This is a genomic window from Kitasatospora sp. NPDC001095 (assembly GCF_053598615.1).
Window position 1 is genome coordinate 248,864 of record NZ_JBSFKQ010000003.1, and the last position, 22,531, is coordinate 271,394.

Genomic DNA, 22,531 nt, shown 5'->3' on the forward strand with positions numbered 1-22,531 from the left:
GGGGGCGCACGATGAACGCCATGCTTCAGACCCGGACCAACCCGGCTGTCCGCACCGCGCGTTCGTCAGCCACGTCCCACCGGACCCGGTACGAGGTCAGGACCGACGAGAACTCCGGTGCCGTGACCGTGCGGGGGTGCGCGCACAGCACCGGTGGAAACCCTGGCGCCCGTCGGGTGAGCGGCGGCGGCAGGACGGGGGAGCTGTACGGGATCGGCCGTCTGGGGAGTTCGGCCGACTCCTCCAACACCCTCACGCTGCGGGGCATCCTCCCCGTCCGCGTCGAGGGCAAGGACGTCCCGGGTAACAACCGGGGTACCGGGGGGAACGGTCTGCGGACGGTCGGTTCGGGGGAGCCGACCGGTCGCGAGGCCGCCGGTGCGACGCTGCTGCGGCTGAACCCCGCCGCGGCCCGCACCACCGAGGCCGGGCAGGGAGGCGCGCAGGGGGAGCACCCGGCCGTCGCGGAGGACCACATCAAGGAGTTCACCGCGTACGTGCGCGAGCGCCGCGCCTCCCTGTACGCCACGGCGTACCACCTGACCGGTGACCGCTACGAGGCCGAGGACCTGCTGCAGAGCGCGCTCTTCAGCACCTACCGGGCCTGGGGCCGGATCACCGACAAGGCCGCGGTCGGCGGGTACCTCCGCCGCACCATGACCAACCTGCACATCTCCGCCTGGCGGCGCCGCAAGGTCAACGAGTACCCGACCGAGGAGCTGCCGGAGACGGCCGGCGACACCGACGCGATGGGCGGCACCGAGCTGCGCACCGTGCTCTGGCAGGCGTTGGCGAAGCTGCCGGAGAACCAGCGCACCATGCTGGTGCTGCGGTACTACGAGGGCAAGACCGACCCGGAGATCGCCGACGTGCTGGGGATCAGCGTCGGTACGGTCAAGAGCAGCATCTGGCGCGCCCTGCGTCGGCTGCGCGAGGACGAGCACCTGAACAAGTCGGGCGACACCGTCCGGGCGTTCGGCGAGCTGGTCGCGTAACGAGGACTCCCGTCGGGGGACGGGAAGCGGACGGTCACGGTCCGGGGGCGGCAGCTCGGGGGAGCACGCCCGTGGGGGAGCCGAGGATCGTTCGGGAAAGGCGCGGGCCCGGTGCGGGGGAGACGCACCGGGCCCCGCGTCGTGTCCGGGGCCGGGGCGTACCGGGGGTCAGGCGGCGGAGAGCTCCGTCGTCCTGGCCGCGGCGCGGATCCGCCGTTCGGCCTCGGGGCCGGCGCACGCGTACGAGCCGAGGGCGACCTGCCGGCCGACGATGGACCGCTCGGCCCGCATCAGCCGCAGGCCCCGGCGCAGCAGCACCGGCAGCGACTTGCGGCCCTCCCGGACGTCCCGGCGCAGTCGGCGCCAGGCCGTGGTCAGCGCGCCGTTGCGCAGGCACAGGGCGTCGCCGAGCAGGCCCTGGTCGGCGCAGTCGGCGGTGATCTCGGCGGCGAATATGCCCTCCGCGATGAACGCGGCCGCCCCGCCCAGCTCCAGGCCGCGGGTGCCGGTGCGGCCGTTGTCCGGGATCGAGTACACCGGGACGTCCGCGCGGCCCCGCTCGTGCAGGGCGCGGATCGCGGCGAGCGCCTGGTCGCGGTGCCAGGCCAGCGGGGAGTCCCAGTCGACGGCGCCGTCCGGCAGCCGCGGCAGGGTCGGGTCGTCCCCGTCCTTGTAGAAGTCGTCGAGCTGGAGCACCGGCAGGCCGCTGCGCTCGGCGAGCGAGGACTTCCCCGACCCGGAGGGCCCGGAGAGCAGGATCACCCGGGCATGCCCGGTCGGTGCGGGGTTCATGGGGGAGTCACTCACGGGACACCAGTCTGACGCATCCCGGCCGGTTGCCGAAACCGGTCGGTCCGCAACTCCCGCGGCGGGAACCGCCGGAACGCCGACGGACCCGCGCCAGGGGGGGAGAGGCGCGGGTCCGTCCTGTGACCGTCCGGGCCCTGGGGGGTGAGGGCACTGGGGACGGCCAGTCTGTGGAGTTGTTACTCGGAGCGGGGAGGTCAGATCCCCATCGGGTGCCAGACCGTCTTCGTCTCCAGGAACGAGAGTAGCCGGTCGGTACCGGGTGCATCGGTCCAGTCCTGGGCGAACGGGTCCAGTACCGGACGGACCACCCGCTTCAGGGTATCCGCGGCGGCGGCTTCCAGCGCCTGCGCCGCGCCGGGACCGTCGACGGCGATGGCTCCGGTGAGGTCCACCGCGTTGACGTCCTGGTGCGAGGCCAGGGTGGGGGCGATGTCCGCGGTCCGGCCCGAGATGATGTTGACCACGCCGCCCGGGACGTCCGAGGTGGCCAGCACCTCGCCCAGCGACAGCGCGGGCAGCGGGGCGTCCGCGGCGGCCGCGACCACGACCGTGTTCCCGGTGGCGATCGCCGGGGCGATCACCGAGACCAGGCCGAGCAGCGAGTGCCCGTACCCGGCCTGCGGGGCGACGATCCCGACCACGCCGGTCGGCTCCGGGGTGGAGAGGTTGAAGTACGGCCCGGCGACCGGGTTGGCGCCGCCCGCGATCTGGGCGACCTTGTCGGTCCAGCCCGCGTACCAGACCCAGCGGTCGATCGCGGCGTCCACAAGCGCGGCGGCCTTCTTCGGGCCGATGCCCTCGGAGACGGACACCTCGGCGGCGAACTGCTCGCGCCGGCCCTGGAGCATCTCGGCCACCCGGTACAGCACCTGGCCGCGGTTGTACGCGGTGGTGCCGGACCAGCCCTTGACCGCCTTGCGGGCGGCCACGACGGCGTCGCGGGCGTCCTTGCGGGTGCCCAGCGGGACGTTGGCGAGCCACTCGCCCTTTGCGTCGGTCACCTCGTACACCCGCCCGCTCTCGGAGCGCGGGAACTTCCCGCCGACGTACAGCTTGTAGGTCTTGAGGACGTCAAGACGCGTTGCGACATCAGACATCTCGGGCCTCGACATTCAGGTAGGGCTCCAGACCGTGGCGGCCACCCTCGCGGCCGTAGCCCGACTCCTTGTAGCCGCCGAACGGCGAGGTCGGGTCGAACTTGTTGAAGGTGTTGGCCCAGACCACGCCGGCCCGGAGCCGGTTCGCCATCCACAGGATGCGCGAGCCCTTCTCCGTCCAGATGCCGGCGGAGAGGCCGTACGGGGTGTTGTTGGCCTTCTCGACCGCCTCGGCGGGGGTGCGGAAGGTCAGCACCGACAGGACCGGACCGAAGATCTCCTCCTGGGCGATCCGGTGGGCCTGGCTCACGCCGGTGAACAGGGTCGGCTTGAACCAGAAGCCGGTGCCGGGGAGTTCGCAGGCCGGCGACCAGCGCTCGGCGCCCTCGGCCTCGCCGGCCTCGGTCAGCGCGGTGATCCGGGCCAGCTGCTCGGCCGAGTTGATGGCGCCGATGTCGGTGTTCTTGTCCAGCGGGTCGCCGACCCGCAGGGTGGCCATCCGGCGCTTGAGGGCGTCCAGCAGCTCGTCCTGGACCGACTCCTGGACCAGCAGGCGCGAGCCCGCGCAGCAGACGTGGCCCTGGTTGAAGAAGATGCCGTTGACGATGCCCTCGACCGCCTGGTCGATCGGCGCGTCGTCGAAGACGATGTTCGCGGCCTTGCCGCCCAGCTCCAGCGAGAGCTTCTTGCGGGTGCCGGCCAGCTGCTTGGCGATGGCGCGGCCGACCGGGGTGGAGCCGGTGAACGCGACCTTGTTGACGTCCGGGTGGGAGGTCAGCGCGGCGCCGGTGCGGCCGTCACCGGTGACGATGTTGACGACGCCCTTCGGCAGACCGGCCTGGCGGCAGATCTCGGCGAAGCGCAGCGCGGTCAGCGGGGTGGTCTCGGCCGGCTTCAGCACGACCGTGTTGCCGGTCGCCAGCGCGGGCGCGATCTTCCACGCCAGCATCAGCAGCGGGAAGTTCCACGGGATGACTTGGCCGGCGACGCCCAGCGGCTTCGGGTCGGCGCCGAAGCCGGCGTAGTCCAGCTTGTCGGCCCAGCCCGCGTAGTAGAAGAAGTGCGCGGCGACCAGCGGCAGGTCGACGTCGCGGGTCTCGCGGATCGGCTTGCCGTTGTCGATCGACTCCAGCACGGCCAGCTCGCGACTGCGCTCCTGGATGATCCGGGCGATCCGGAACAGGTACTTGGCGCGCTCGCTGCCCGGCAGCGCCGACCAGTCGGCGAAGGCCTTGCGGGCGGCGGCGACCGCGCGGTCCACGTCCTCCTCGGTGCCCTGGGCGAACTCGGCGAGCACCTGCTCGGTGGCCGGGTTGACCGTCTTCAGGGCCTCGTTGCCGGAGGAGTCGACGAACTCGCCGCCGATGAAGTGGCCGTAGGAGGTGGCGATGTCGCCGGCGGCGGCCGGGGACTCCGGGGCCGGGGCGTAGGCGAAGAGGCCGCCGGCGGGCTTGGCCGCGGGCTCCTCGGTGTTCTTCTTCTTGGCCATGGTGATCAGTCCACCGTCACGTAGTCGGGGCCGGAGTAGCGGCCGGTGGCCAGCTTCTGGCGCTGCATCAGCAGGTCGTTGAGCAGGCTGGAGGCGCCGAAGCGGAACCAGTGCGGGGTCAGCCAGTCGTCCCCGAGGGTCTCGTTGACCATCACCAGGTACTTCATGGCGTCCTTGGTGGTGCGGATGCCGCCGGCGGGCTTGACCCCGACCTGGACGCCGGTGGCGGCGCGGAAGTCGCGGACCGCCTCCAGCATCAGCAGGGTGACCGGCGGGGTCGCGTTGACGGCGACCTTGCCGGTGGAGGTCTTGATGAAGTCGGCGCCGGCCAGCATCGCCAGCCAGGAGACCCGGCGGACGTTGTCGTAGGTCTGCAGCTCGCCGGTCTCGAAGATCACCTTGAGGTGGGCGGAGGTGCCGTCCGGGCGCTTGCACGCCTCCTTGACGGCCGCGATCTCGTTGTGGACGTCGAGGTAGCGGCCGGAGAGGAAGGCGCCGCGGTCGATCACCATGTCGATCTCGTCGGCGCCCGCGGCCACCGCGTCGGCGGTGTCGGCCAGCTTGACCGGGAGGGCGGCGCGGCCCGCCGGGAAGGCGGTGGCCACCGAGGCGACCTGGATGTCGGTGCCCTGCAGGGCGGCCTTCGCGGTGGCGACCATGTCCGGGTAGACGCAGATGGCGGCGACGCGGGGGGTGGTCGGGTCGGTCGGGTCGGGGGTCCTGCCCTTGGCGCACAGCGCGCGCACCTTGCCGACCGTGTCCGCGCCCTCCAGCGTGGTCAGGTCGATCATCGAGATCGCCAGGTCGATGGCGTACGCCTTCGCCGTGGTCTTGATCGAGCGGGTACCGAGAGCGGCGGCACGCGCCTCCAGGCCGACCTGGTCGACGCCGGGCAGGCCGTGCAGGAACCGGCGGAGCGAGGCCTCGGACGCCGCAACGTCCTGAAGGCCGCTGCCCGCAACGCCGAGGGCATTGGCTGCAACAGTGGACATAGTCACCAGACCAGCATATCTACGCGCGTAGTGAGCCGCCAGAGCGCCTGCCATTCGTGGCCGGACCGAGACCTCGGCGCGAGGGGCATGGGGCAGAATCGACGCCATGACCGATTCCGACGGCAAGCCCCACCAGGGCCCGGCCGCCCCCGACGGGGAGCCCGCGTACACGGACCGCGTGTACCGCTCTGTCCCCGGTGTGATCTCCGGAGTGCTGCTGCTGCTCGTCGCGGCCTGGCTGATCGGCGACGCGGTGGTGAGCGGGACGGGGAAGACCCCGTACGTCGCGCTCGCGGCGGTGCCGGTGTTCGCCTTCCCGGTGATCGCGTACACGCTGCGCCCGGTCGTGACGGCCGGCCGCGACAGGCTGGTCGTGCGCAACCCGTGGCGGACCGTCGTGGCGCCGTGGGCCTCGGTGGACGCGCTGCGCGCCGGGTACTCGGTCGAACTGCTCGCCGGCGGGAAGAAGTACCAGGTCTGGGCGGTGCCGGTGTCGCTGCGCCAGCGCAAGCGGGCCACCCGGGCGCAGCGCTCGGGTGCCGCCGAGCACGCCGCCAGGACCGGCCTGGGGCTGGGCATGGCCAAGCGGACCAACCCGGTCGTCCAGGGTTCGCCCGACGCCACCCGCGCCTGGTCCGACCAGGTCACCGCCGTGCTCCAGGAGATGGCCGAGCGCAACGCCGCCCGGCCCACGGCGGCCGGCCCGGTCGAGGTTCGCTGGTGCTGGTGGGGCATCGCCCCCACCCTGCTCGGCCTGGTCGCGCTGGTCACCGTCATCGCGGTCTGACGCCGCGGCACGTACGCCAAGGGCCCGCCGGTCGTGACCGGCGGGCCCTTCGGGTGCGCGGGCTCAGGCGGTGATGCCGGCGGCCTCGGCGAGGTCCCGCTTGACGGTGGCGAGGAGCTCGGCGGCGCGCTCGCGGGTGGCGGTGAGGTCGGCGGCCGAGGCGACCGGGAGGACGACCTCCAGGTAGCACTTGAGCTTGGGCTCGGTGCCGGAGGGGCGGACCACGATGCGGGCGGAGCGGACGCCCTCGCCGGCCAGGTAGTAACGCAGGCCGTCGGTGGGCGGCAGGTCGGCGGAGCCGGCCGACAGGTCGTCGGCGCGGGTGACCTGCAGACCGGCCAGGACGGTCGGCGGCTGCTCGCGCAGGCGGCGCATGGCGTCGGCGATCAGCGAGAGGTCCTGGACCCGCACGGAGAGCTGGTCGGTGGCGTGCAGGCCGTGCTCCAGCGCCAGGTCGTCCAGCAGGTCGGACAGGGTGCGGCCGGACTTCTTGAGGGTGGCGGCGAGTTCGGCGACCAGCAGGGCGGCGGTGATGCCGTCCTTGTCCCGCACGCCCTGCGGGTCGACGCAGTAGCCGAGCGCCTCCTCGTAGCCGTAGCGCAGGCCCTCGGCGCGGGAGATCCACTTGAAGCCGGTCAGCGTCTCGGCGTAGTCCAGGCCCGCGGCCTCGGCGATCCGGCCGAGCAGGGTGGCGGAGACGATGGTGGTGGCGAAGGTGCCCTCGGCCTTCTTCGCGACCAGGGCCGAGCCGAGCAGCGCGCCGACCTCGTCGCCGCGCAGCATCCGCCAGCCGGCCGCGCCCCGGCCGCCGCCGGCCGCGTTGCCGTTGGTGGGGACGGCCACCGCGCAGCGGTCGGCGTCCGGGTCGTTGGCGATCACGATGTCCGGGCCGACGGTGGCGGCGGTGCGGAAGGCGAGGTCCATCGCCCCCGGCTCCTCCGGGTTGGGGAAGGCCACGGTCGGGAAGTCCGGGTCGGGCTCGGCCTGTTCGGCGACCACGGTGGGCGCGGGGAAGCCGGCCCGGCGGAAGGCGGCGACCAGGGTGTCGCGGCCGACGCCGTGCATCGGGGTGTAGACGACGTCCAGGTCGCGCGGGCTGTGCGGGTCCACGATGGAGACGGCCCGGGCCAGGTACGCCTCGACGACGTCCTCGCCGAGCACCTCCCAGCCCTCCTCGGCGCGCGGGACCTCGTCCAGCGAGCCGATCGCGTCGATCTCGGCGGCGATCCCGGCGTCGGCCGGCGGGACGATCTGCGAGCCGTCGCCCAGGTAGACCTTGTAGCCGTTGTCCTGCGGCGGGTTGTGGCTGGCGGTCACGGTGACACCGGCGGCCGCGCCCAGGTGGCGGACGGCGAAGGCGAGCACCGGGGTCGGCAGCGGGCGCGGCAGCAGCGCGGCGCGCAGGCCGGCGCCGACCACCACGGCGGCGGTGTCGCGGGCGAAGTCGTACGACTTGTGGCGGGCGTCGTAGCCGATGACGACCAGGTCGCCCAGGCCCTGCTGCCTGACGTACGCGACCAGGCCGGCGGCGGCCCGGATCACCACGGCGCGGTTCATCCGCATCGGGCCGGCGCCGAGTTCACCGCGCAGGCCGGCGGTGCCGAACTGGAGGCGGTCGGAGAAGCGCTCGGCGATCTCCGCCCAGGCGAGCTTGCTGTCGGTCTCGGCCTCCGGGTCCTCGGCCCGGGCCAGCAGGGCGGTGAGCTCCTCGCGGGTCTGCGGGTCGGGGTCCTCGGCCAGCCAGGTCCGGGCCCGGGCGAGGAGGTCGGGGTTGAGTGCCTGCGTCATGCCAGCTCCATCGGGGTTTCAGCTGTGACCGGGGGGTTCCGTACGGAAGGGGGTCGCACATGCGGACGGGGCCCACGGGAGGGCGTGATCAGCGGATCACGCCGCCCGTGGGCCCCGTCAGCCATGATTCTGCGCCTCGCGGGCGTCAGATCCGCTCAAGGACCTTCGCCAGCAGCTCGCCCATGCGCTCGGCGGAGGCCTTGCCGGCCTCCAGCACCTCGGCGTGGTTGAGCGGCTCGCCGGTCATGCCGGCGGCCAGGTTGGTGACCAGGGAGATGCCGAGCACCTCGGCGCCGGCCTCGCGGGCGGCGATGGCCTCCAGGGTGGTGGACATGCCGACCAGCTCGCCGCCGAGCACCCGGGCCATGTTGACCTCGGCCGGGGTCTCGTAGTGCGGGCCGCGGAACTGGACGTAGACGGCCTCGTCCAGCGACGGGTCGACCTCGCGGCACAGCGCGCGCAGGCGCTTGGAGTACAGGTCGGTGAGGTCGACGAAGTTGGCGCCGACGATCGGGGAGTCGGCGGTCAGGTTGATGTGGTCGCTGATCAGGACCGGCTGACCCGGGGTCCAGCCGTGGCGCAGGCCGCCGCAGCCGTTGGTCAGCACGATGATGCCGCAGCCGGCCGCGGCGGCGGTGCGCACGCCGTGGACGACGGTGGCCACGCCGTGGCCCTCGTAGTAGTGGTTGCGGCCGAGGAAGATCAGGGCGCGCTTGTCGCCGATCTTCACCGAGCGGATCTTGCCGGCGTGGCCGGCGACGGCGGGGGCGGGGAAGCCAGGGAGCTCGGTGACCGGGAACTCGGCCACGGTCTCGCCCAGGGCGTCGGCGGCCGGCACCCAGCCGGAGCCCATCACCAGGGCGACGTCGTGCCGCTCGGCACCGGTCAGCTCGCGCAGGCGCTCGGCGGCGGCCTGGGCGGCGGCGTAGGGGTCGGCGGAGACGACCGACTGAGGAGAAGCGTTCACGGGTCCGAGGATAGACGGGAATCGGCTACGCGCGTAGAAATTCGGCCGCGGCATGCCGGATCGTTACCCGGTCGGCCCGAAAACACAGCTCGGCGGTGGTTCCGGGCCGGCCGGTCCTTCGGTTTCCCCACGGACGGTGTTGCGCACCCCCGGTACCCGCACTCCCTCAGCAGGGGCGGCGGCGCAGGTCCATCACGTAGTCGTGCGGGGCGCCGGCGCTCTCCGCGGCATCGGCGATCAGGCCGAGGTAGCGGGCCGCGGGCAGGCCGCCCTCGTAGTCGTTGAGCACGTACGTCCAGACCGGGATGTCCCCGTCCAGGGTCTGCGCGCGCAGCTTGATCTTGCGGTAGATGCCGAGCTGGACGCCCTCCCAGCGGTCCAGGCCCTCCTCGTCCATCGGCGCGACGTCGTACAGCGAGACGAAGACCTGGTCCTTCTCGTCCTCGACGACGGTGGCCAGCGAGCCCTCCCAACCGAGCTGCTCGCCGCCGAAGGTGAGCCGCCAGCCGGCTAGCCACCCCGTGCCGCGCAGCGGGGAGTGCGGGGCTCGGCGGGTCATCTGCCGGGCATCGAGGTTGGTGGCATACGCGGCGTAAAGGGGCATGGGGGCCAGCGTAGCCCGGGCGGCGGGCGGGCCGCGGCTGGTGGACGAAGGTGCGCAAGCCCGGACCCCGGCGTGGCGGCGGTCCCGGCGTGCGGGACAATGGGGAACGTGACTCGGATCGTGATCATCGGTGGCGGACCCGGCGGCTACGAGGCGGCCCTGGTCGCCGCACAGCTCGGCGCGGAGGTGACCGTCGTCGACACCGACGGTCTGGGCGGATCGGCGGTGCTCACGGACTGCGTTCCGTCGAAGACCCTGATCGCGACCGCGGAGGTGATGACCACCTTCGACAGCTCGTACGAGGAACTGGGCATCCTGGTCGCGGACGACACCCCGCCCGTCGAGCAGGCCGCCCGGGTGATCGGCGTGGACCTGGGCAAGGTCAACCGACGGGTGAAGCGGCTGGCCATCGCCCAGTCCCACGACATCACCCAGTCCGTCACCCGGGCCGGCGTCACCGTGCTGCGCGGCCGCGGCCGGCTCGGCGGCGGCGGGCAGGCCGTGGACGGCTCCCGCGAGGTGCTGGTGGACGCCCCCGACGGCAGCGTGCAGTCGCTGCGCGCCGACGCGGTGCTGATCGCCACCGGCGCCCACCCGCGCGAGCTGCCGGACGCCCAGCCGGACGGCGAGCGGATCCTCACCTGGACCCAGGTGTACGACCTGGAGGAGCTGCCCCGCGAGCTGATCGTGGTCGGCTCCGGTGTGACCGGCGCCGAGTTCGCCGGCGCCTACCAGGCGCTCGGCTCCAAGGTGACCCTGGTGTCCAGCCGCGACCGGGTGCTGCCGGGCGAGGACCCGGACGCCGCCGAGGTGCTGGAGGACGTCTTCCGCCGCCGCGGCATGAACGTGATGGGCCGCTCGCGCGCCGAGAGCGTCAAGCGGATCGGCGACCGGGTCGAGGTCATGCTGGCCGACGGCAAGGTGATCGAGGGCACCCACTGCCTGATGGCGGTCGGCTCGATCCCCAACACCTCCGACATGGGCCTGGAGGAGGCCGGGGTCAAGCTCAACGACTGGGGCCAGATCCAGGTCGACCGGGTCTCCCGCACCACCGCCCCCGGCGTGTACGCGGCGGGCGACTGCACCGGCGTCTTCATGCTCGCCTCGGTGGCGGCCATGCAGGGCCGGATCGCGATGTACCACGCGCTCGGCGACGCGGTGCAGCCGCTGAACCTCAAGACCGTGGCCTCCAACGTCTTCACCGACCCGGAGATCGCCACCGTCGGCTACACGGCGGCCGACGTGGAGTGCGGCAAGATGGACGCCGTCGTGGTCAAGCTCCCGCTGCGCGGCAACCCGCGGGCGAAGATGCAGGGCATCCGCGACGGCTTCGTGAAGCTGTTCTGCCGCCCGGGCACCGGCATCGTGGTCGGCGGCGTCGTCGTCGCCCCGCGGGCCAGCGAGCTGATCCACCCGATCGCGCTCGCGGTGGACGCCAATCTGACGGTCGAACAGGTGGCCAGCGCCTTCACCGTCTACCCGTCCGTCTCCGGCTCGACCGCCGAGGCCGCCCGGCAGCTGCACGTCCGCAAGCGGGCCGACGGCGAATCCTGAGCGTTCGGCGCACAGTTGAGGGCGGCTGCCGATCGGCGGCCGCCCTTCGCGCGGGCACGGCCGTCACCCGGACGGCGGGCGCAGTCCCGGGGGCGTCGACGGCGCGTATTGTACGGTCACGCGCCGCTCGTGCGTGAGCAATTCCCGCTACCAGCTGCAAACGCCTGAAAGCAGACGGTCACGCAGGTTACCGTCGGTTCTGTGTTTGCTGCAGAACGTCGCCAGTTGATCCTCGAAATGGTGCGCGCCAACGGAGCCGTCTCGCTCCGGGAGTTGGCCCGCGTCGTCCAGACCTCCGAAGTGACCGTGCGCCGTGACGTGCGGGCGCTGGAGGCAGAAGGGCTCCTCGACCGCCGGCACGGCGGCGCGGTGCTCCCCGGCGGCTTCAGCCGCGAACCCGGATATCCGCAGAAGACCCATCTGTCCGCGGCGGAGAAGAGCGCCATCGCGGACTTCGCCGCCGGCCTGGTGGAGGAGGGCGACGCCGTGGTGGTGGGCGCCGGCACCACCACCCAGGAGCTGGCCCGCCGGCTGGCCCGCGTGCCCGGGCTGACGGTGGTCACCAACTCGCTGCTCGTCGCCCAGGCGCTGGCGCACGCCAACCGGGTCGAGGTGGTGATGACCGGAGGCACCCTGCGCGGCTCCAACTACGCGTTGGTGGGCAGCGGCGCGGAGCAGTCGCTGCAGGGGCTGAGGGTCACCAAGGCCTTCATCTCCGGCAGCGGGCTGACGGCCGAGCGCGGGCTGTCGACGGCGAACATGCTGTCCGCGAGCGTGGACCGGGCAATGGTGCTGGCGGCCGCCGAGGTGATCGTCCTCGCCGACCACACCAAGCTCGGCGCGGCCGGCATGTTCCAGACCGTCGCCACCGAGACCATCACCCGGCTGGTCACCGACGAGCAGGCCACCGCGGACGACGACACCGTCCGCGAACTGGACGCGCTCGCCGACTGCGGGGTGCAGGTCGACCTGGCCCCGCTGGGCGCGGGCCCGAGCGGCGACGCCCCGGTGCACGGCACCGGCAGCGGCCCGGTGCACCAGACCCAGCCGGGCCCGATGGCCCGCCGCGGCGGCCCGCCCCCCGGCGGCGCCCCGCTGCCCGGCCAGCGCCGCCCCGGCGCGCAGGGCGGTCCGGCCGGCCCGGGCGGCATGCCGGCCCGGCTGGCCGAGATGGGCCTGCCGCGCGGGCGCTGAGCCCGTACGGTCCTCGCAGGACGGCCTCGGAAACGCGGACCGGTCCGCACGCCCCCGAAGGGCGTACGGACCGGTCCGAGGGTCAGGGCTGGTGTCAGTCCTTGATCTCGCAGAGCGCGGCGCCGCTGCTGACGCTCGCGCCGACCTCGGCCTTGAGACCGGAGACGGTGCCGGCCTTGTGGGCGTTCAGCGGCTGCTCCATCTTCATCGCCTCCAGGACCACGATCAGCTCGCCCTCGGCGACGACCTGGCCCTCCTCCACGGCGACCTTGACGATGGTGCCCTGCATCGGCGAGGCCAGGGTGTCACCGCTGACGGCCGAGCCGGCCTTCTTGGCGCCGACCCGGCGCTTGGCCTTGGCGGCACCCGCCGCACCGGCGGCCGGGGCGGCCGCGACGCCGAGCGAGGACGGCAGGGAGACCTCGATGCGCTTGCCGCCGACCTCGACGACCACAGTCTCCCGGGTCTCGGCCTCCTCGCCGTCACCGGCCGTGCCGACGAAGGGCGGGATGGTGTTGTCGAACTCGGTCTCGATCCACCGGGTGTAGACCGAGAACGGCTCGTCGCTGCCGTGGACCTCGGGCGCGAACGCCGGGTCGGTGACGACGGCCTGGTGGAACGGGATGGCGGTGGCCATGCCCTCCACCTTGAACTCGCTCAGCGCGCGGCGGGCCCGCTCCAGGGCCTGCTTGCGGTCGCGGCCGGAGACGATCAGCTTGGCCAGCAGGGAGTCCCAGGCCGGGCCGATGACCGAACCCGACTCCACACCGGAGTCCAGGCGCACGCCCGGGCCGGACGGCGGGGCGAACAGCGTCACGGTGCCGGGGGCGGGCAGGAAGTTGCGGCCCGGGTCCTCGCCGTTGATGCGGAACTCGAAGGAGTGGCCGCGCACCTCGGGGTCGTCGTAGCCGAGCTCCTCGCCGTCGGCGATGCGGAACATCTCGCGGACCAGGTCGATGCCGGTGACCTCCTCGGTGACCGGGTGCTCCACCTGCAGACGGGTGTTGACCTCCAGGAAGGAGATCGTGCCGTCGACGGCGACCAGGAACTCGCAGGTCCCGGCGCCCTGGTAGCCGGCCTCCTTGAGGATGGCCTTGGACGCGCGGTACAGCTCGGCGTTCTGCTCGGCGGTCAGGAACGGCGCGGGCGCCTCCTCGACCAGCTTCTGGTGGCGGCGCTGCAGCGAGCAGTCACGGGTGGAGACGACGACCACGTTGCCGTGCTTGTCGGCCAGGCACTGGGTCTCCACGTGCCGCGGGTTGTCGAGGTAGCGCTCGACGAAGCACTCGCCGCGGCCGAACGCGGCGACGGCCTCGCGCACCGCGGACTCGTACAGCTCGGGGATCTCCTCGAGCGTGCGGGCGACCTTGAGGCCGCGGCCGCCGCCGCCGAAGGCCGCCTTGATGGCGACCGGCAGGCCGTGCTCCTGCGCGAAGACGACGACCTCGTCGGCGCCCGAGACCGGGTCCGGGGTGCCGGCGACCAGCGGGGCGCCGGCGCGCTGGGCGACGTGCCGGGCGGTCACCTTGTCGCCGAGGTCGCGGATGGCCTGCGGCGGCGGGCCGATCCAGATCAGACCCGCGTCGATGACGGCCTGGGCGAAGTCGGCGTTCTCCGACAGGAACCCGTAGCCGGGGTGGACGGCGTCGGCGCCGGAGTCGGCGGCCGCCTTCAGGACCTTGGCGATGTCCAGGTAGCTGGTAGCGGGGGTGTCACCGCCCAGCGCGTAAGCCTCGTCGGCCGCGCGGACGTGCAGCGCATCCCGGTCCGGCTCGGCGTAGACGGCGACGCTGGCGATACCGGCGTCCGAGCAGGCCCTGGCGACGCGGACGGCGATTTCCCCGCGGTTGGCGATGAGCACCTTGCGCACTGTGGCTCCCTTCTTGAACCTCGTTGAGTTTATGGATTCCCGGGCAGTACCGGCGAGTAGCCCCAGGTTGTGAACTATCCCACACGCTCGGTGATGGCTACCGAGGCCCGGCGGGCGGCCCTGCGGACGACGCCGCAGGTCGGCGCCGGTCCGGCCGGGGCGGCGGGGGCCACGGCGGGTGACCGGGCGGCGGCGTGGCGGGAAGTGGCATGGGACACAGTTTCGCGCGGACCGCTCAAGCGGCGCCGGAACGGGCGACCGGCCGCCGCAGCGCCTCGGCCGTCACGTCCGCCGCCACCTCGACCATGTCCGGCCCGTACGCCTCCGGGTTGACCACCCGTAGGACGAGCGCGAAGGTGCCGTCCTGCCCGTACTTCCGGGCGAGTTCGCGGTGGTGGGTGACCAGGTAGCGCACCCCCGCCTGGTTGGCGATGCCGGTCTGGCCGGCGACCAGGAACACCGGGCGGCCGCCGTCCGGGGTGGCGAGCCGGGCGAGCAGGGTGTGCGTCTGGTCGCGGCCGGCGGTGAAGTCCCGTTCGCCGACCACGATCACGTTGCTGCCCCGCTCGGGACCGGAGGTGATCAGCACACCGGGCAGACCCCAGGCCACGTGCGCGGCCATCCGCTCGTTGCTGACAGGACCGCCCAGGCACAGCTCGGTCTTGGCGCCCAGGCCGCGGTGCGCGGCGTCGTGGGCGACCAGTTCGGGCCGCGCCCCGCACTCCTCGACCAGCCCGGCCAGCCACATCAGCGCGTAGGCGTCGCGCCGGGTGACGGTGTGTTCGTGCGAGCCCGTCCCGATGCTGCGCGGCACCACGATCAGGCACTCGCTGCCGCCCGGCAGCCCGAAGAACTCCCGAACCCGCTCGGTCCTGCGGCGCCGCCGCAGCACCTGGGCCAGCCAGCCGAGGGCGGCGCTGATCGCGCTGGCCACCAGGCCGAGCACCACGTTGAGCACGCTGTCGGTCATCGCCGTCCTCCTCCCTGTCCGAGACCTCGGCCAGCTTATGGGGGAGGGATACGGCTGTCGTCGGTCGGTTGACCCAGGTCTGCCGCGCGGATTTTGTCGGATCCGGACCGTCCGGTCAGCTCCCGGTACGGGTCCAGAGGTCGGTGATGCGGACGTCGAGGTCGGCGAGCAGCCGGCGCAGCAGCGGCAGGGAGAGGCCGATGACGTTGCCCGGGTCGCCGTCGATGCCGTCGACGAACGGCGCCGAGCGACCGTCCAGGGTGAAGGCCCCGGCCACGTACAGCGGTTCGCCGGAGGCCACGTACGCGGCGATCTCGGCGTCGTCCGGGGTGCCGAAACGGACGGTGGTGGAGGCGGTGGCCGAGGACTGCCGGCCGGTCGCGGTGTCGATCACGCAGTGGCCGGTGCGCAGCTCCCCGGCGCGTCCGCGCATCGACTGCCAGCGGGCCAGCGCCTCGGCGGCGTCGGCGGGCTTGCCGAGGGCCAGGCCGTCCAGCTCCAGGACGGAGTCGCAGCCGATCACCAGCTCGCCGTCGGCGAGTTCGGCGGCGACGGCCTTCGCCTTGGCCTCGGCCAGGACGAGCGCGAGCTCGGCGGGGGTGGCGGCGGTGATCGCGTCCTCGTCGACGCCGCTGACCACCACGCGCGGGTCGAGGCCCGCCTGGCGCAGCAGCCCGAGGCGGGCGGGGGAGGCGGAGGCGAGGACGAGGGCGCGCTGGTCGGTCATGCCCACCAGCCTAGGGGGTGCCGCTATCCGCCGTTCGGGTGAACGATTCAGCTGAACGGGCGGGAGAGCATCATCAGCACGGCGCCGACGAGCACCAGCGCGGCGAGCACCTTGCCGGCCCGTTGCATCCGCGCCTGCATCCGACGGGCCTCGGGCGAGGGCTCGTCACGGGGATCTGACCAGAGCACCCGTCCAGGGTGCGTCGCACGGGGGTGCGGGCGCCTGAGTATCCGTACTCAGGTTCCGGGCGAAGCGGGCGCCGGACAGCTCGCGGGGCGGGAAGCCGACCGGCTTCCCGCCCCGCGCGGCGGACGTCAGTGCGCCCAGCCCGAGGTCCGCCAGGCGTTCACGCCAGGGCGGACGGCGGGGCGCAGCAGGCGGGCGCGGTCGCTCCAGGGGGAGGCCGGGCCGACACCGGCCAGGCGCGCCGCCTCGGCGGCGGCCTGCGCGGCGGCGGCCCGGGCCTGGACCACCGCCAGGACGGTGGCCAGCTCCTCGGGGGTCGGCTGCCCGTGCAGTACGTGGATCGGGGACATGGCTGGTTCTCTCCCGACAGGGACGGGGCCTACAGGGGGATGTTGCCGTGCTTCTTCGGCGGCAGCACCTCGCGCTTGCCGCGCAGCGCCCGCAGGCCGCGGACGATGTGCCGGCGGGTCTCGCTCGGCGCGATCACCGCGTCCACGTAGCCGCGCTCGGCCGCCAGGTAGGGGTTCAGCAGGGTGTCCTCGTACGAGGCGATCAGCTCGGCCCGCTTCTCCTCGACGGTGCCGGCCGCCTCGGCCTCGGCGATCTCCCGGCGGTGCAGGATGTTGACCGCGCCCTGCGCGCCCATCACGGCGATCTGCGCGGTCGGCCAGGCCAGGTTGAGGTCGGCGCCCAGGTGCTTGGAGCCCATGACGTCGTACGCGCCGCCGAAGGCCTTGCGGGTGATCACGGTGATCAGCGGGACGGTGGCCTCGGCGTAGGCGTAGATCAGCTTGGCGCCGCGCCGGATGATGCCGTCCCACTCCTGCTCGGTGCCCGGCAGGAAGCCGGGTACGTCCACGAAGGTCAGCACCGGGACGTTGAAGGAGTCGCAGGTGCGGATGAAGCGGGCGGCCTTCTCGCTGGCGTTGATGTCCAGGCAGCCGGCCAGGTCCATCGGCTGGCTGCCGACGATGCCGACGGACTGGCCCTCGACTCGGCCGAAGCCGGTGATGATGTTGCCCGCGTACAGCGGCTGGGTCTCCAGGAACTCGCCGTCGTCGACGACGTGCTCGATCACCTTGCGCATGTCGTACGGCTGGTTCGCCGAGTCCGGCACGATGGTGTCGAGTTCGAGGTCCTCCTCGGTGACCGTGAGGTCGGCCTGCTCGGGGTAGGACGGCGGGTCGCTGAGGTTGTTGGAGGGCAGGTACGAGAGCAGGCTCTTGACGTACTCGATCGCCTCCTTCTCGTCCGCGGCCAGGTAGTGGGCGTTGCCCGACTTGGTGTTGTGGGTGCGCGCGCCGCCCAGCTCCTCCATCGCGACGTCCTCGCCGGTGACGGTCTTGATCACGTCGGGGCCGGTGATGAACATGTGCGAGGTCCGGTCGGCCATCACCACGAAGTCGGTGATCGCGGGGGAGTACACCGCGCCGCCCGCGCAGGGGCCCATGATCAGCGAGATCTGCGGGATGACGCCGGAGGCGTGCACGTTGCGGCGGAAGATCTCGCCGTACAGGCCGAGCGAGACCACGCCCTCCTGGATCCGGGCGCCGCCGGAGTCGTTGATGCCGATGACCGGGCAGCCGGTCTTCAGCGCGAAGTCCATCACCTTGACGATCTTCTCGCCGAAGACCTCGCCGAGGGAGCCGCCGAAGACGGTGAAGTCCTGGGCGAACACGGCGACCTGGCGGCCGTCCACGGTGCCGTAGCCGGTCACCACGCCGTCGCCGTACGGCCGGTTCTTCTCCTGGCCGAAGTTGGTCGAGCGGTGCCGGGCGAACTCGTCGAACTCCACGAAGGAGTCCTCGTCCAGCAGTTCCACGACCCGCTCACGGGCGGTCAGCTTGCCCTTGGCGTGCTGCTTCTCCACGGCCTTCGCGGAGCCGGAGTGCACCGCCTCGTCCAGCCTGCGCCGCAGGTCGGCGAGCTTGCCGGCGGTGGTGTGGGGGTCGTACGGCGCCTCGGTCATCCGGTGGCTCTCCCTGATCCATGGCCGCGACCTGTTCGAGTGCGCGCGGGGCCGGGTGGTGGGCCCGCGCATGAGGGCAGGGCGGCGCTACGAACTACCGCTGGGTAGCGTAGCCAGCGCGCAGGGCGATGCGTCATGTCCTGGCGTTATGGCCATCAACACAGTGTGTCCCCGCCCGTTCTGCGGGACGATGGGGCGGCCTGCGTCCCGTACCCGATCTAGGGTTTCCCCATGACCGATCGCGAGACCCCCCGCCGTAGCGGGCTGCGCGGCTTCGGCCACGCCGGACCGTCGCCCTGGACCGACCTGGACCGTCCGCCGCTGGACGAGGAGGCGCTGCGCCACGACCTGCTCGTCCCGGGCGGCCTGTGGACCTCCCTGGACGTCGTCTCCGAGACCGGCTCCACCAACAGCGACCTCGCCGCCCGCGCCGCGGCGGGCGCCGGGCAGGGCGCGGTGCTGGTGGCCGAGGCGCAGAGCGCCGCCCGCGGCCGACTGGACCGGCGGTGGACGGCCCCGCCCCGCTCCGGGCTGTTCCTGTCCGTGCTGCTGCGCCCCGAGGAGGTGCCGGTCGAGCGGTACGGCTGGCTGCCGATCCTGGTCGGGGTGGCCGCGGCGAGCACGCTGGGCCGGGTCGCCGGGGTCGAGGTCGGGCTGAAGTGGCCCAACGACCTCCAGGTGGAGATCGACGGCGCGGAGCGCAAGCTCGGCGGCATCCTCACCGAGCTGGCCGGCGGCGCGGTGGTGGTCGGCATGGGCCTCAACGTCTCGCTGCGCGAGCCGGAGCTGCCCGTCCCCACCGCCGCCTCGCTCGCGCTGGCCGGCGCCTCGACGACCGACCGGGGCACCCTGCTGCGCGCCCTGCTGCGCGAGTTCGCCGAGCTCTACCGGGACTGGACGGCCGCCGCGGGCGACCCGCACGCCAGCGATCTGCTGCGCGCCTACGTGGACCGCTGCAGCACGCTGGGCCGCCAGGTGAAGGTGCACCTGCCGGGCGACCGCGAGCTGGTCGGCGAGGCGGTGGCGGTGGACGGCGACGGGCGGCTGGTGGTCCGCACGCCTGACGGCGTACGCCGGGCGGTCGGCGCGGGCGACGTGGTCCACGTGCGCCCCGAGCCCCGCTGAACGGCAGTCTTCACCTCCCCTTGACCCGGGCTGATGCCCCGGATCCGACGATTCCGTGCGAACATTCCACCTGGCAGCGGTGTGAGGCGCGCCACTGCCCGCCCGGGTGGCGGACGGCGCGCCCGGACACGTAGGACACGAGGCGAGTGCGGCGAGCGCACGGGGACGGACCGGTGGCAGAGGACGGCAGCAGCGGCGCGACGGCGGGCAGCAACGACCCCACGGTCGCGCTCGAACTGGAACGCCTGATCCTGGACGCGCCGCGCCGCTACACCCCGTACCAGGCGGCGCGCGCCGCCGACGTCCCGATGGAGCTGGCCACCCGGTTCTGGCGCGCCATGGGCTTCCCCGACATCGGCCAGTCCAGGGCGCTCACCGACGGCGACGTGATCGCGTTGCGGCGCCTGGCGGGCCTGGTGGAGTCCGGGCTGCTCAGCGAGTCGATGGCGATCCAGGTGGCCCGGTCCACCGGCCAGACCACGGCCCGGCTGGCCGGCTGGCAGATGGACACCTTCCTGGAGAACCTCACCCAGTCCGTCGAGCCCGGGCTGACCCGCGCCGACGTCGCGTACCCGCTGGTCGAGCTGCTGCTGCCGGAGCTGGAGCAGTTCCTGGTGTACGTCTGGCGGCGCCAGCTGGCGGCGGTCACCGGCCGGGTGGTGCAGGCCGCCGAGGACAACGAGATCACCAGCGGGCGGCTCGCCGTCGGCTTCGCCGACCTGGTCGGCTTCACCCGGTTGTCCCGGCGGCTGGAGGAGGAGGAGCTCGGCGAGCTGGTCGAGACCTTCGAGAACACCTGTTCGGATCTGATCGCCGGCCAGGGCGGCCGGGTGATCAAGACCCTCGGCGACGAGATCCTCTACGTCTCCGAGGACCCGGCGACCGCCGCCGAGATCGCGCTGAGCCTGATCGACGCGCTGGCCGGGGACGACACCATCCCGCCGCTGCGAGTCGGCATGGCCTTCGGCACGGTCACCTCGCGGATGGGCGACGTCTTCGGCACCACCGTCAACCTGGCCAGCCGGCTCACCTCGATCGCGCCCAAGGACGCCGTGCTGATCGACGGCGAGTTCGCCGCCGCGCTGGAGCAGAACGGCAGCGTCGCCCCGGCCGACTCGGAGGGGCCCGGCCTGGCCGAGGCGCTGTCGGCCGCGGCCGGGATGCCCGCCTCCGGACTGCCGATGCCGGCCCCGGACACCGGGGCGCGCTTCCACCTGCAGCCGATGTGGCGGCGGCCGGTGCGGGGGCTCGGGCTGGTCGAGCCGTGGCTGCTCAGCCGGCGGCTGAAGGCCGAATAGCGGCCCGCCGGCGGGGAAGCGTGCGGGTGGAGGAAACCGTCCGCGGTGCGGTCGTTCGCGGGTGCGCCTCCCTGTGGTGGGTTCGGTGCCCCGGGCGCCGTACGGGTGGGGCCGGGTGGCGGGCGTCCTGACGGCGCCGCGGTCCGTCCGGGCAAACAGGGCATAACCGAATGAAACCGCCATAGTCTTGGTGCAAGCGGCCGGTCGGGTGCGGCCGGCCGACGGGGGTCCGGCAGGACCGAGCACAGGGAGCGAGGCGAGCCGGTGAGCAGTGAGGCGATCATGACGGACCGCGACTGCGACTGCGACCGCGGCGGGTCGCGGCACCCCGAGCCGCTGCCCGACCTGAGGCTGCAGTCCGTGGTCGAGCTGGCCCAGGACATGGCCGCCGCACTCACCCCGCTGGAGGCCGTCCGGGCCGCCGCCGCCCGTGCCACCGAGGCGCTCGGCGCCACCATGGCCGCCGTCTCGGTCTGGGACCGCGAGTCCGGCCGGCTGCGGGTCCTGGTCAACCACGGCGAGCTCGCCCCGGGCGAGGAGGAGCTGCCCGAGGACGAGTCGTACCCGGTCGCCGACTTCCCCGAGATCGTCACGTACCTGGAGGAGCGCTGGACCACCGGGCGGCTGCCGCGCGCCTGGCTGCAGAGCGCCGAGAACAGCGAGCCGCACGCCGGGCACGCGCACCCGACCGCCGGCGCGTACTGCCAGGAGCGCGCCGCGGCGCTGCGCCGGCGCGGGCGGGCCTGCTGCGTGGTCGCGCCGATCGTGCTGCACGGCCAGGCCTGGGGCGAGCTGTACATCGCCCGGTCCGCCGGGATGCCCGAGTTCACCGAGGCCGACGCCGACTACGCGACACTGCTCGCCGCCCAGGTCTCGGCCGGGCTGGCGCAGACCGAGCGCCTCGCCGACCTGCGCCGGCTCGCCTTCTCCGACCCGCTCACCGGCCTGGCCAACCGGCGGGCCGTCGACGCCAGGCTGGAGAGCGCGCTGGAGGCGCACAACCGGGACGGCACCGTGGTCTCGCTGGTGGTCTGCGACGTCAACGGGCTGAAGCGGGTCAACGACCAGCTCGGCCACGAGATGGGCGACCGGCTGCTGGAACGGTTCGCCCACCAGCTCTCGCTGGCCGCCGCCAAGCTCCCCGGCAGCCTCGCCGCGCGGCTCGGCGGCGACGAGTTCTGCCTGCTGGTGGAGGGTCAGAAGGCCGACGAGGTGGTCGCCGTCGCCGAGGAGATGTGCGCCCGGGCGCTCGCGCTCTCCGAGGGCGAGGGCGTGGCCTGCGGCGTCGCCTCCACCGGGGACTCGATCGGGCCCGTCACCACCCCCGACCGGCTGTTCCGGCTCGCCGACGCCGCCCAGTACCGGGCCAAGGCCGCCCGGGCCGCCCACCCCGTGGTCGCCGGGCGCAGCCACGGCCCCGGCTTCTCGCCCGACCCCACGGTGCTGCTCGCCGACGCCGCCGACCCGCACCACCGGGCGGACGGGCGGCGCGTGCCGGGCGGCCGGGCCGGCGCGGGCGACCGGCGGCGGTTCCGGGGCGCCGCCCGCAGCGCCGACCCTGGGCAGCTGCTCACCGCGGTGCTCGCCTCCCTCGACCAGGCCGCCCTGACCCGGGCCGTCCACCCGGCGGACACCCTCGGCAAGCTGGTCGTGGTCGCCGAGGCCTCCGCCCGGCTGCTGGATGCCGTCGGCTGGTGGGTCTCGTACGTCCCGCCCGGCTCCCATCTGATGCGCACCTCCCAGCACGCCGTCTACCGGATGACCAGCGGCCCCAGCAGTGTCCGCGCCGAGACCCAGCGGGCCCAGATCGAGGCCCCCGACGCGGTCTTCGACCTCCGGCACTACCCGATGACCCGCCGGGCCGTCCGCGGCGGCGCCTTCGCCCTGCGGGCGGGCGCGGCCGGCAACGACCCGGCGGAGGAGGCGATGCTGGTCGTCTCCGGCTACCGGGGCATGGTCGCCGCCGGCGGCCAGAACGCGGCGGGCGGCTGGCTGGTGGAGCTCTTCGCCGACGACGCCACCCTGCCGCTGGGCCAGGCCGCCTGCGCCATGCGCGCCCTGGTCTCGGTCGCCCTGTCGGGGCCGGCCTCGCCGCCGGTGGTGTGAGGC

At 73.5% G+C, this 22,531-nt stretch carries 19 protein-coding genes and 1 pseudogene; 7 read left to right on the top strand and 13 right to left on the bottom strand.

Annotated features, from left to right (window positions below; translation table 11 throughout):
* Window positions 1-20: 20 nt before the first annotated feature.
* The gene (locus tag ACWDBB_RS05140) at window positions 21-995 is read left to right on the top strand and encodes a SigE family RNA polymerase sigma factor (protein ID WP_392867090.1); all 975 of its coding nucleotides are present in this window, start codon (window positions 21-23) and stop codon (window positions 993-995) included.
* Between the two features lie 168 nt (window positions 996-1,163).
* Here ACWDBB_RS05140 and ACWDBB_RS05145 read toward each other — a convergent pair whose 3' ends face one another.
* The 4 genes from ACWDBB_RS05145 to deoC form a co-directional block, all read right to left on the bottom strand.
* Window positions 1,164-1,802, bottom strand: coding sequence for an ATP-binding protein (locus tag ACWDBB_RS05145; RefSeq protein ID WP_449788250.1), 639 nt, complete (start codon window positions 1,800-1,802; stop codon window positions 1,164-1,166).
* Window positions 1,803-1,999: 197 nt separating this feature from the next.
* Window positions 2,000-2,902, bottom strand: coding sequence for an aldehyde dehydrogenase family protein (locus ACWDBB_RS05150; RefSeq protein WP_449788251.1), 903 nt, complete (start codon window positions 2,900-2,902; stop codon window positions 2,000-2,002).
* The gene (locus ACWDBB_RS05155) at window positions 2,895-4,391 is read right to left on the bottom strand and encodes an aldehyde dehydrogenase family protein (RefSeq protein ID WP_449788252.1); all 1,497 of its coding nucleotides are present in this window, start codon (window positions 4,389-4,391) and stop codon (window positions 2,895-2,897) included. Before ACWDBB_RS05155 ends, ACWDBB_RS05150 begins: the two co-directional genes overlap by 8 nt.
* Window positions 4,392-4,396: 5 nt before the next feature.
* The gene (gene deoC, locus ACWDBB_RS05160; RefSeq protein ID WP_449788253.1) at window positions 4,397-5,383 is read right to left on the bottom strand and encodes a deoxyribose-phosphate aldolase; all 987 of its coding nucleotides are present in this window, start codon (window positions 5,381-5,383) and stop codon (window positions 4,397-4,399) included.
* Between the two features lie 106 nt (window positions 5,384-5,489).
* Here deoC and ACWDBB_RS05165 point away from each other — a divergent pair, with 106 nt between their 5' ends.
* Window positions 5,490-6,170 (top strand): PH domain-containing protein, encoded by a 681-nt coding sequence (locus ACWDBB_RS05165; protein WP_449788254.1) that lies wholly within the window; start codon window positions 5,490-5,492, stop codon window positions 6,168-6,170.
* A 63-nt stretch (window positions 6,171-6,233) separates the two neighbouring features.
* Here ACWDBB_RS05165 and ACWDBB_RS05170 read toward each other — a convergent pair whose 3' ends face one another.
* The 3 genes from ACWDBB_RS05170 to ACWDBB_RS05180 form a co-directional block, all read right to left on the bottom strand.
* Entirely contained in the window at window positions 6,234-7,958 is a 1,725-nt protein-coding gene (locus tag ACWDBB_RS05170) for a phospho-sugar mutase (RefSeq protein WP_449788255.1), read from the bottom strand.
* Between the two features lie 145 nt (window positions 7,959-8,103).
* Window positions 8,104-8,925, bottom strand: coding sequence for a purine-nucleoside phosphorylase (locus ACWDBB_RS05175; protein ID WP_449788256.1), 822 nt, complete (start codon window positions 8,923-8,925; stop codon window positions 8,104-8,106).
* Between the two features lie 166 nt (window positions 8,926-9,091).
* Window positions 9,092-9,529: a gamma-glutamylcyclotransferase gene (locus ACWDBB_RS05180; protein WP_224284955.1), complete on the bottom strand. Its 438-nt coding sequence runs from the start codon at window positions 9,527-9,529 to the stop codon at window positions 9,092-9,094.
* A gap of 99 nt (window positions 9,530-9,628) precedes the next feature.
* Here ACWDBB_RS05180 and ACWDBB_RS05185 point away from each other — a divergent pair, with 99 nt between their 5' ends.
* Window positions 9,629-11,083: an NAD(P)H-quinone dehydrogenase gene (locus ACWDBB_RS05185; RefSeq protein ID WP_449788257.1), complete on the top strand. Its 1,455-nt coding sequence runs from the start codon at window positions 9,629-9,631 to the stop codon at window positions 11,081-11,083.
* A 237-nt stretch (window positions 11,084-11,320) separates the two neighbouring features.
* Entirely contained in the window at window positions 11,321-12,277 is a 957-nt protein-coding gene (locus ACWDBB_RS05190) for a DeoR/GlpR family DNA-binding transcription regulator (RefSeq protein WP_449788305.1), read from the top strand.
* A 94-nt stretch (window positions 12,278-12,371) separates the two neighbouring features.
* Here the strand turns inward: ACWDBB_RS05190 and ACWDBB_RS05195 are convergent, their stop codons facing one another.
* The 6 genes from ACWDBB_RS05195 to ACWDBB_RS05220 all read right to left on the bottom strand — a co-directional run bounded on the left by ACWDBB_RS05195 (window position 12,372) and on the right by ACWDBB_RS05220 (window position 17,999).
* Entirely contained in the window at window positions 12,372-14,147 is a 1,776-nt protein-coding gene (locus ACWDBB_RS05195; RefSeq protein ID WP_449788258.1) for an acetyl/propionyl/methylcrotonyl-CoA carboxylase subunit alpha, read from the bottom strand.
* A gap of 235 nt (window positions 14,148-14,382) precedes the next feature.
* A complete protein-coding gene (locus ACWDBB_RS05200) occupies window positions 14,383-15,117 on the bottom strand; it encodes a hypothetical protein (RefSeq protein WP_449788259.1) in 735 nt (244 codons plus the stop codon).
* A gap of 115 nt (window positions 15,118-15,232) precedes the next feature.
* On the bottom strand, window positions 15,233-15,844 hold the full coding sequence (locus ACWDBB_RS05205) for a nucleoside triphosphate pyrophosphatase (RefSeq protein WP_449788260.1): 612 nt from the start codon (window positions 15,842-15,844) through the stop codon (window positions 15,233-15,235).
* Between the two features lie 47 nt (window positions 15,845-15,891).
* Complete coding sequence (gene mmpB, locus ACWDBB_RS05210) at window positions 15,892-16,032, bottom strand: morphogenic membrane protein MmpB (protein ID WP_449788261.1); 141 nt, start codon at window positions 16,030-16,032, stop codon at window positions 15,892-15,894.
* Between the two features lie 126 nt (window positions 16,033-16,158).
* Window positions 16,159-16,380, bottom strand: a complete 222-nt coding sequence (locus ACWDBB_RS05215) for an acyl-CoA carboxylase subunit epsilon (RefSeq protein ID WP_392867052.1) — start codon at window positions 16,378-16,380, stop codon at window positions 16,159-16,161.
* A gap of 29 nt (window positions 16,381-16,409) precedes the next feature.
* Window positions 16,410-17,999, bottom strand: a complete 1,590-nt coding sequence (locus ACWDBB_RS05220; protein WP_449788262.1) for an acyl-CoA carboxylase subunit beta — start codon at window positions 17,997-17,999, stop codon at window positions 16,410-16,412.
* A gap of 231 nt (window positions 18,000-18,230) precedes the next feature.
* On the opposite strand from ACWDBB_RS05220, the gene ACWDBB_RS05225 reads away from it, so the two are divergent.
* The 3 genes and pseudogenes from ACWDBB_RS05225 to ACWDBB_RS05235 form a co-directional block, all read left to right on the top strand.
* Window positions 18,231-19,124, top strand: coding sequence for a biotin--[acetyl-CoA-carboxylase] ligase (locus ACWDBB_RS05225; protein WP_449788263.1), 894 nt, complete (start codon window positions 18,231-18,233; stop codon window positions 19,122-19,124).
* 173 nt (window positions 19,125-19,297) lie between these two features.
* The gene (locus tag ACWDBB_RS05230) at window positions 19,298-20,422 is read left to right on the top strand and encodes an adenylate/guanylate cyclase domain-containing protein (protein ID WP_449788264.1); all 1,125 of its coding nucleotides are present in this window, start codon (window positions 19,298-19,300) and stop codon (window positions 20,420-20,422) included.
* A 381-nt stretch (window positions 20,423-20,803) separates the two neighbouring features.
* Window positions 20,804-21,961 (top strand): annotated as a pseudogene (locus tag ACWDBB_RS05235) (diguanylate cyclase domain-containing protein); the annotation flags it as partial.
* Window positions 21,962-22,531: the final 570 nt, after the last annotated feature.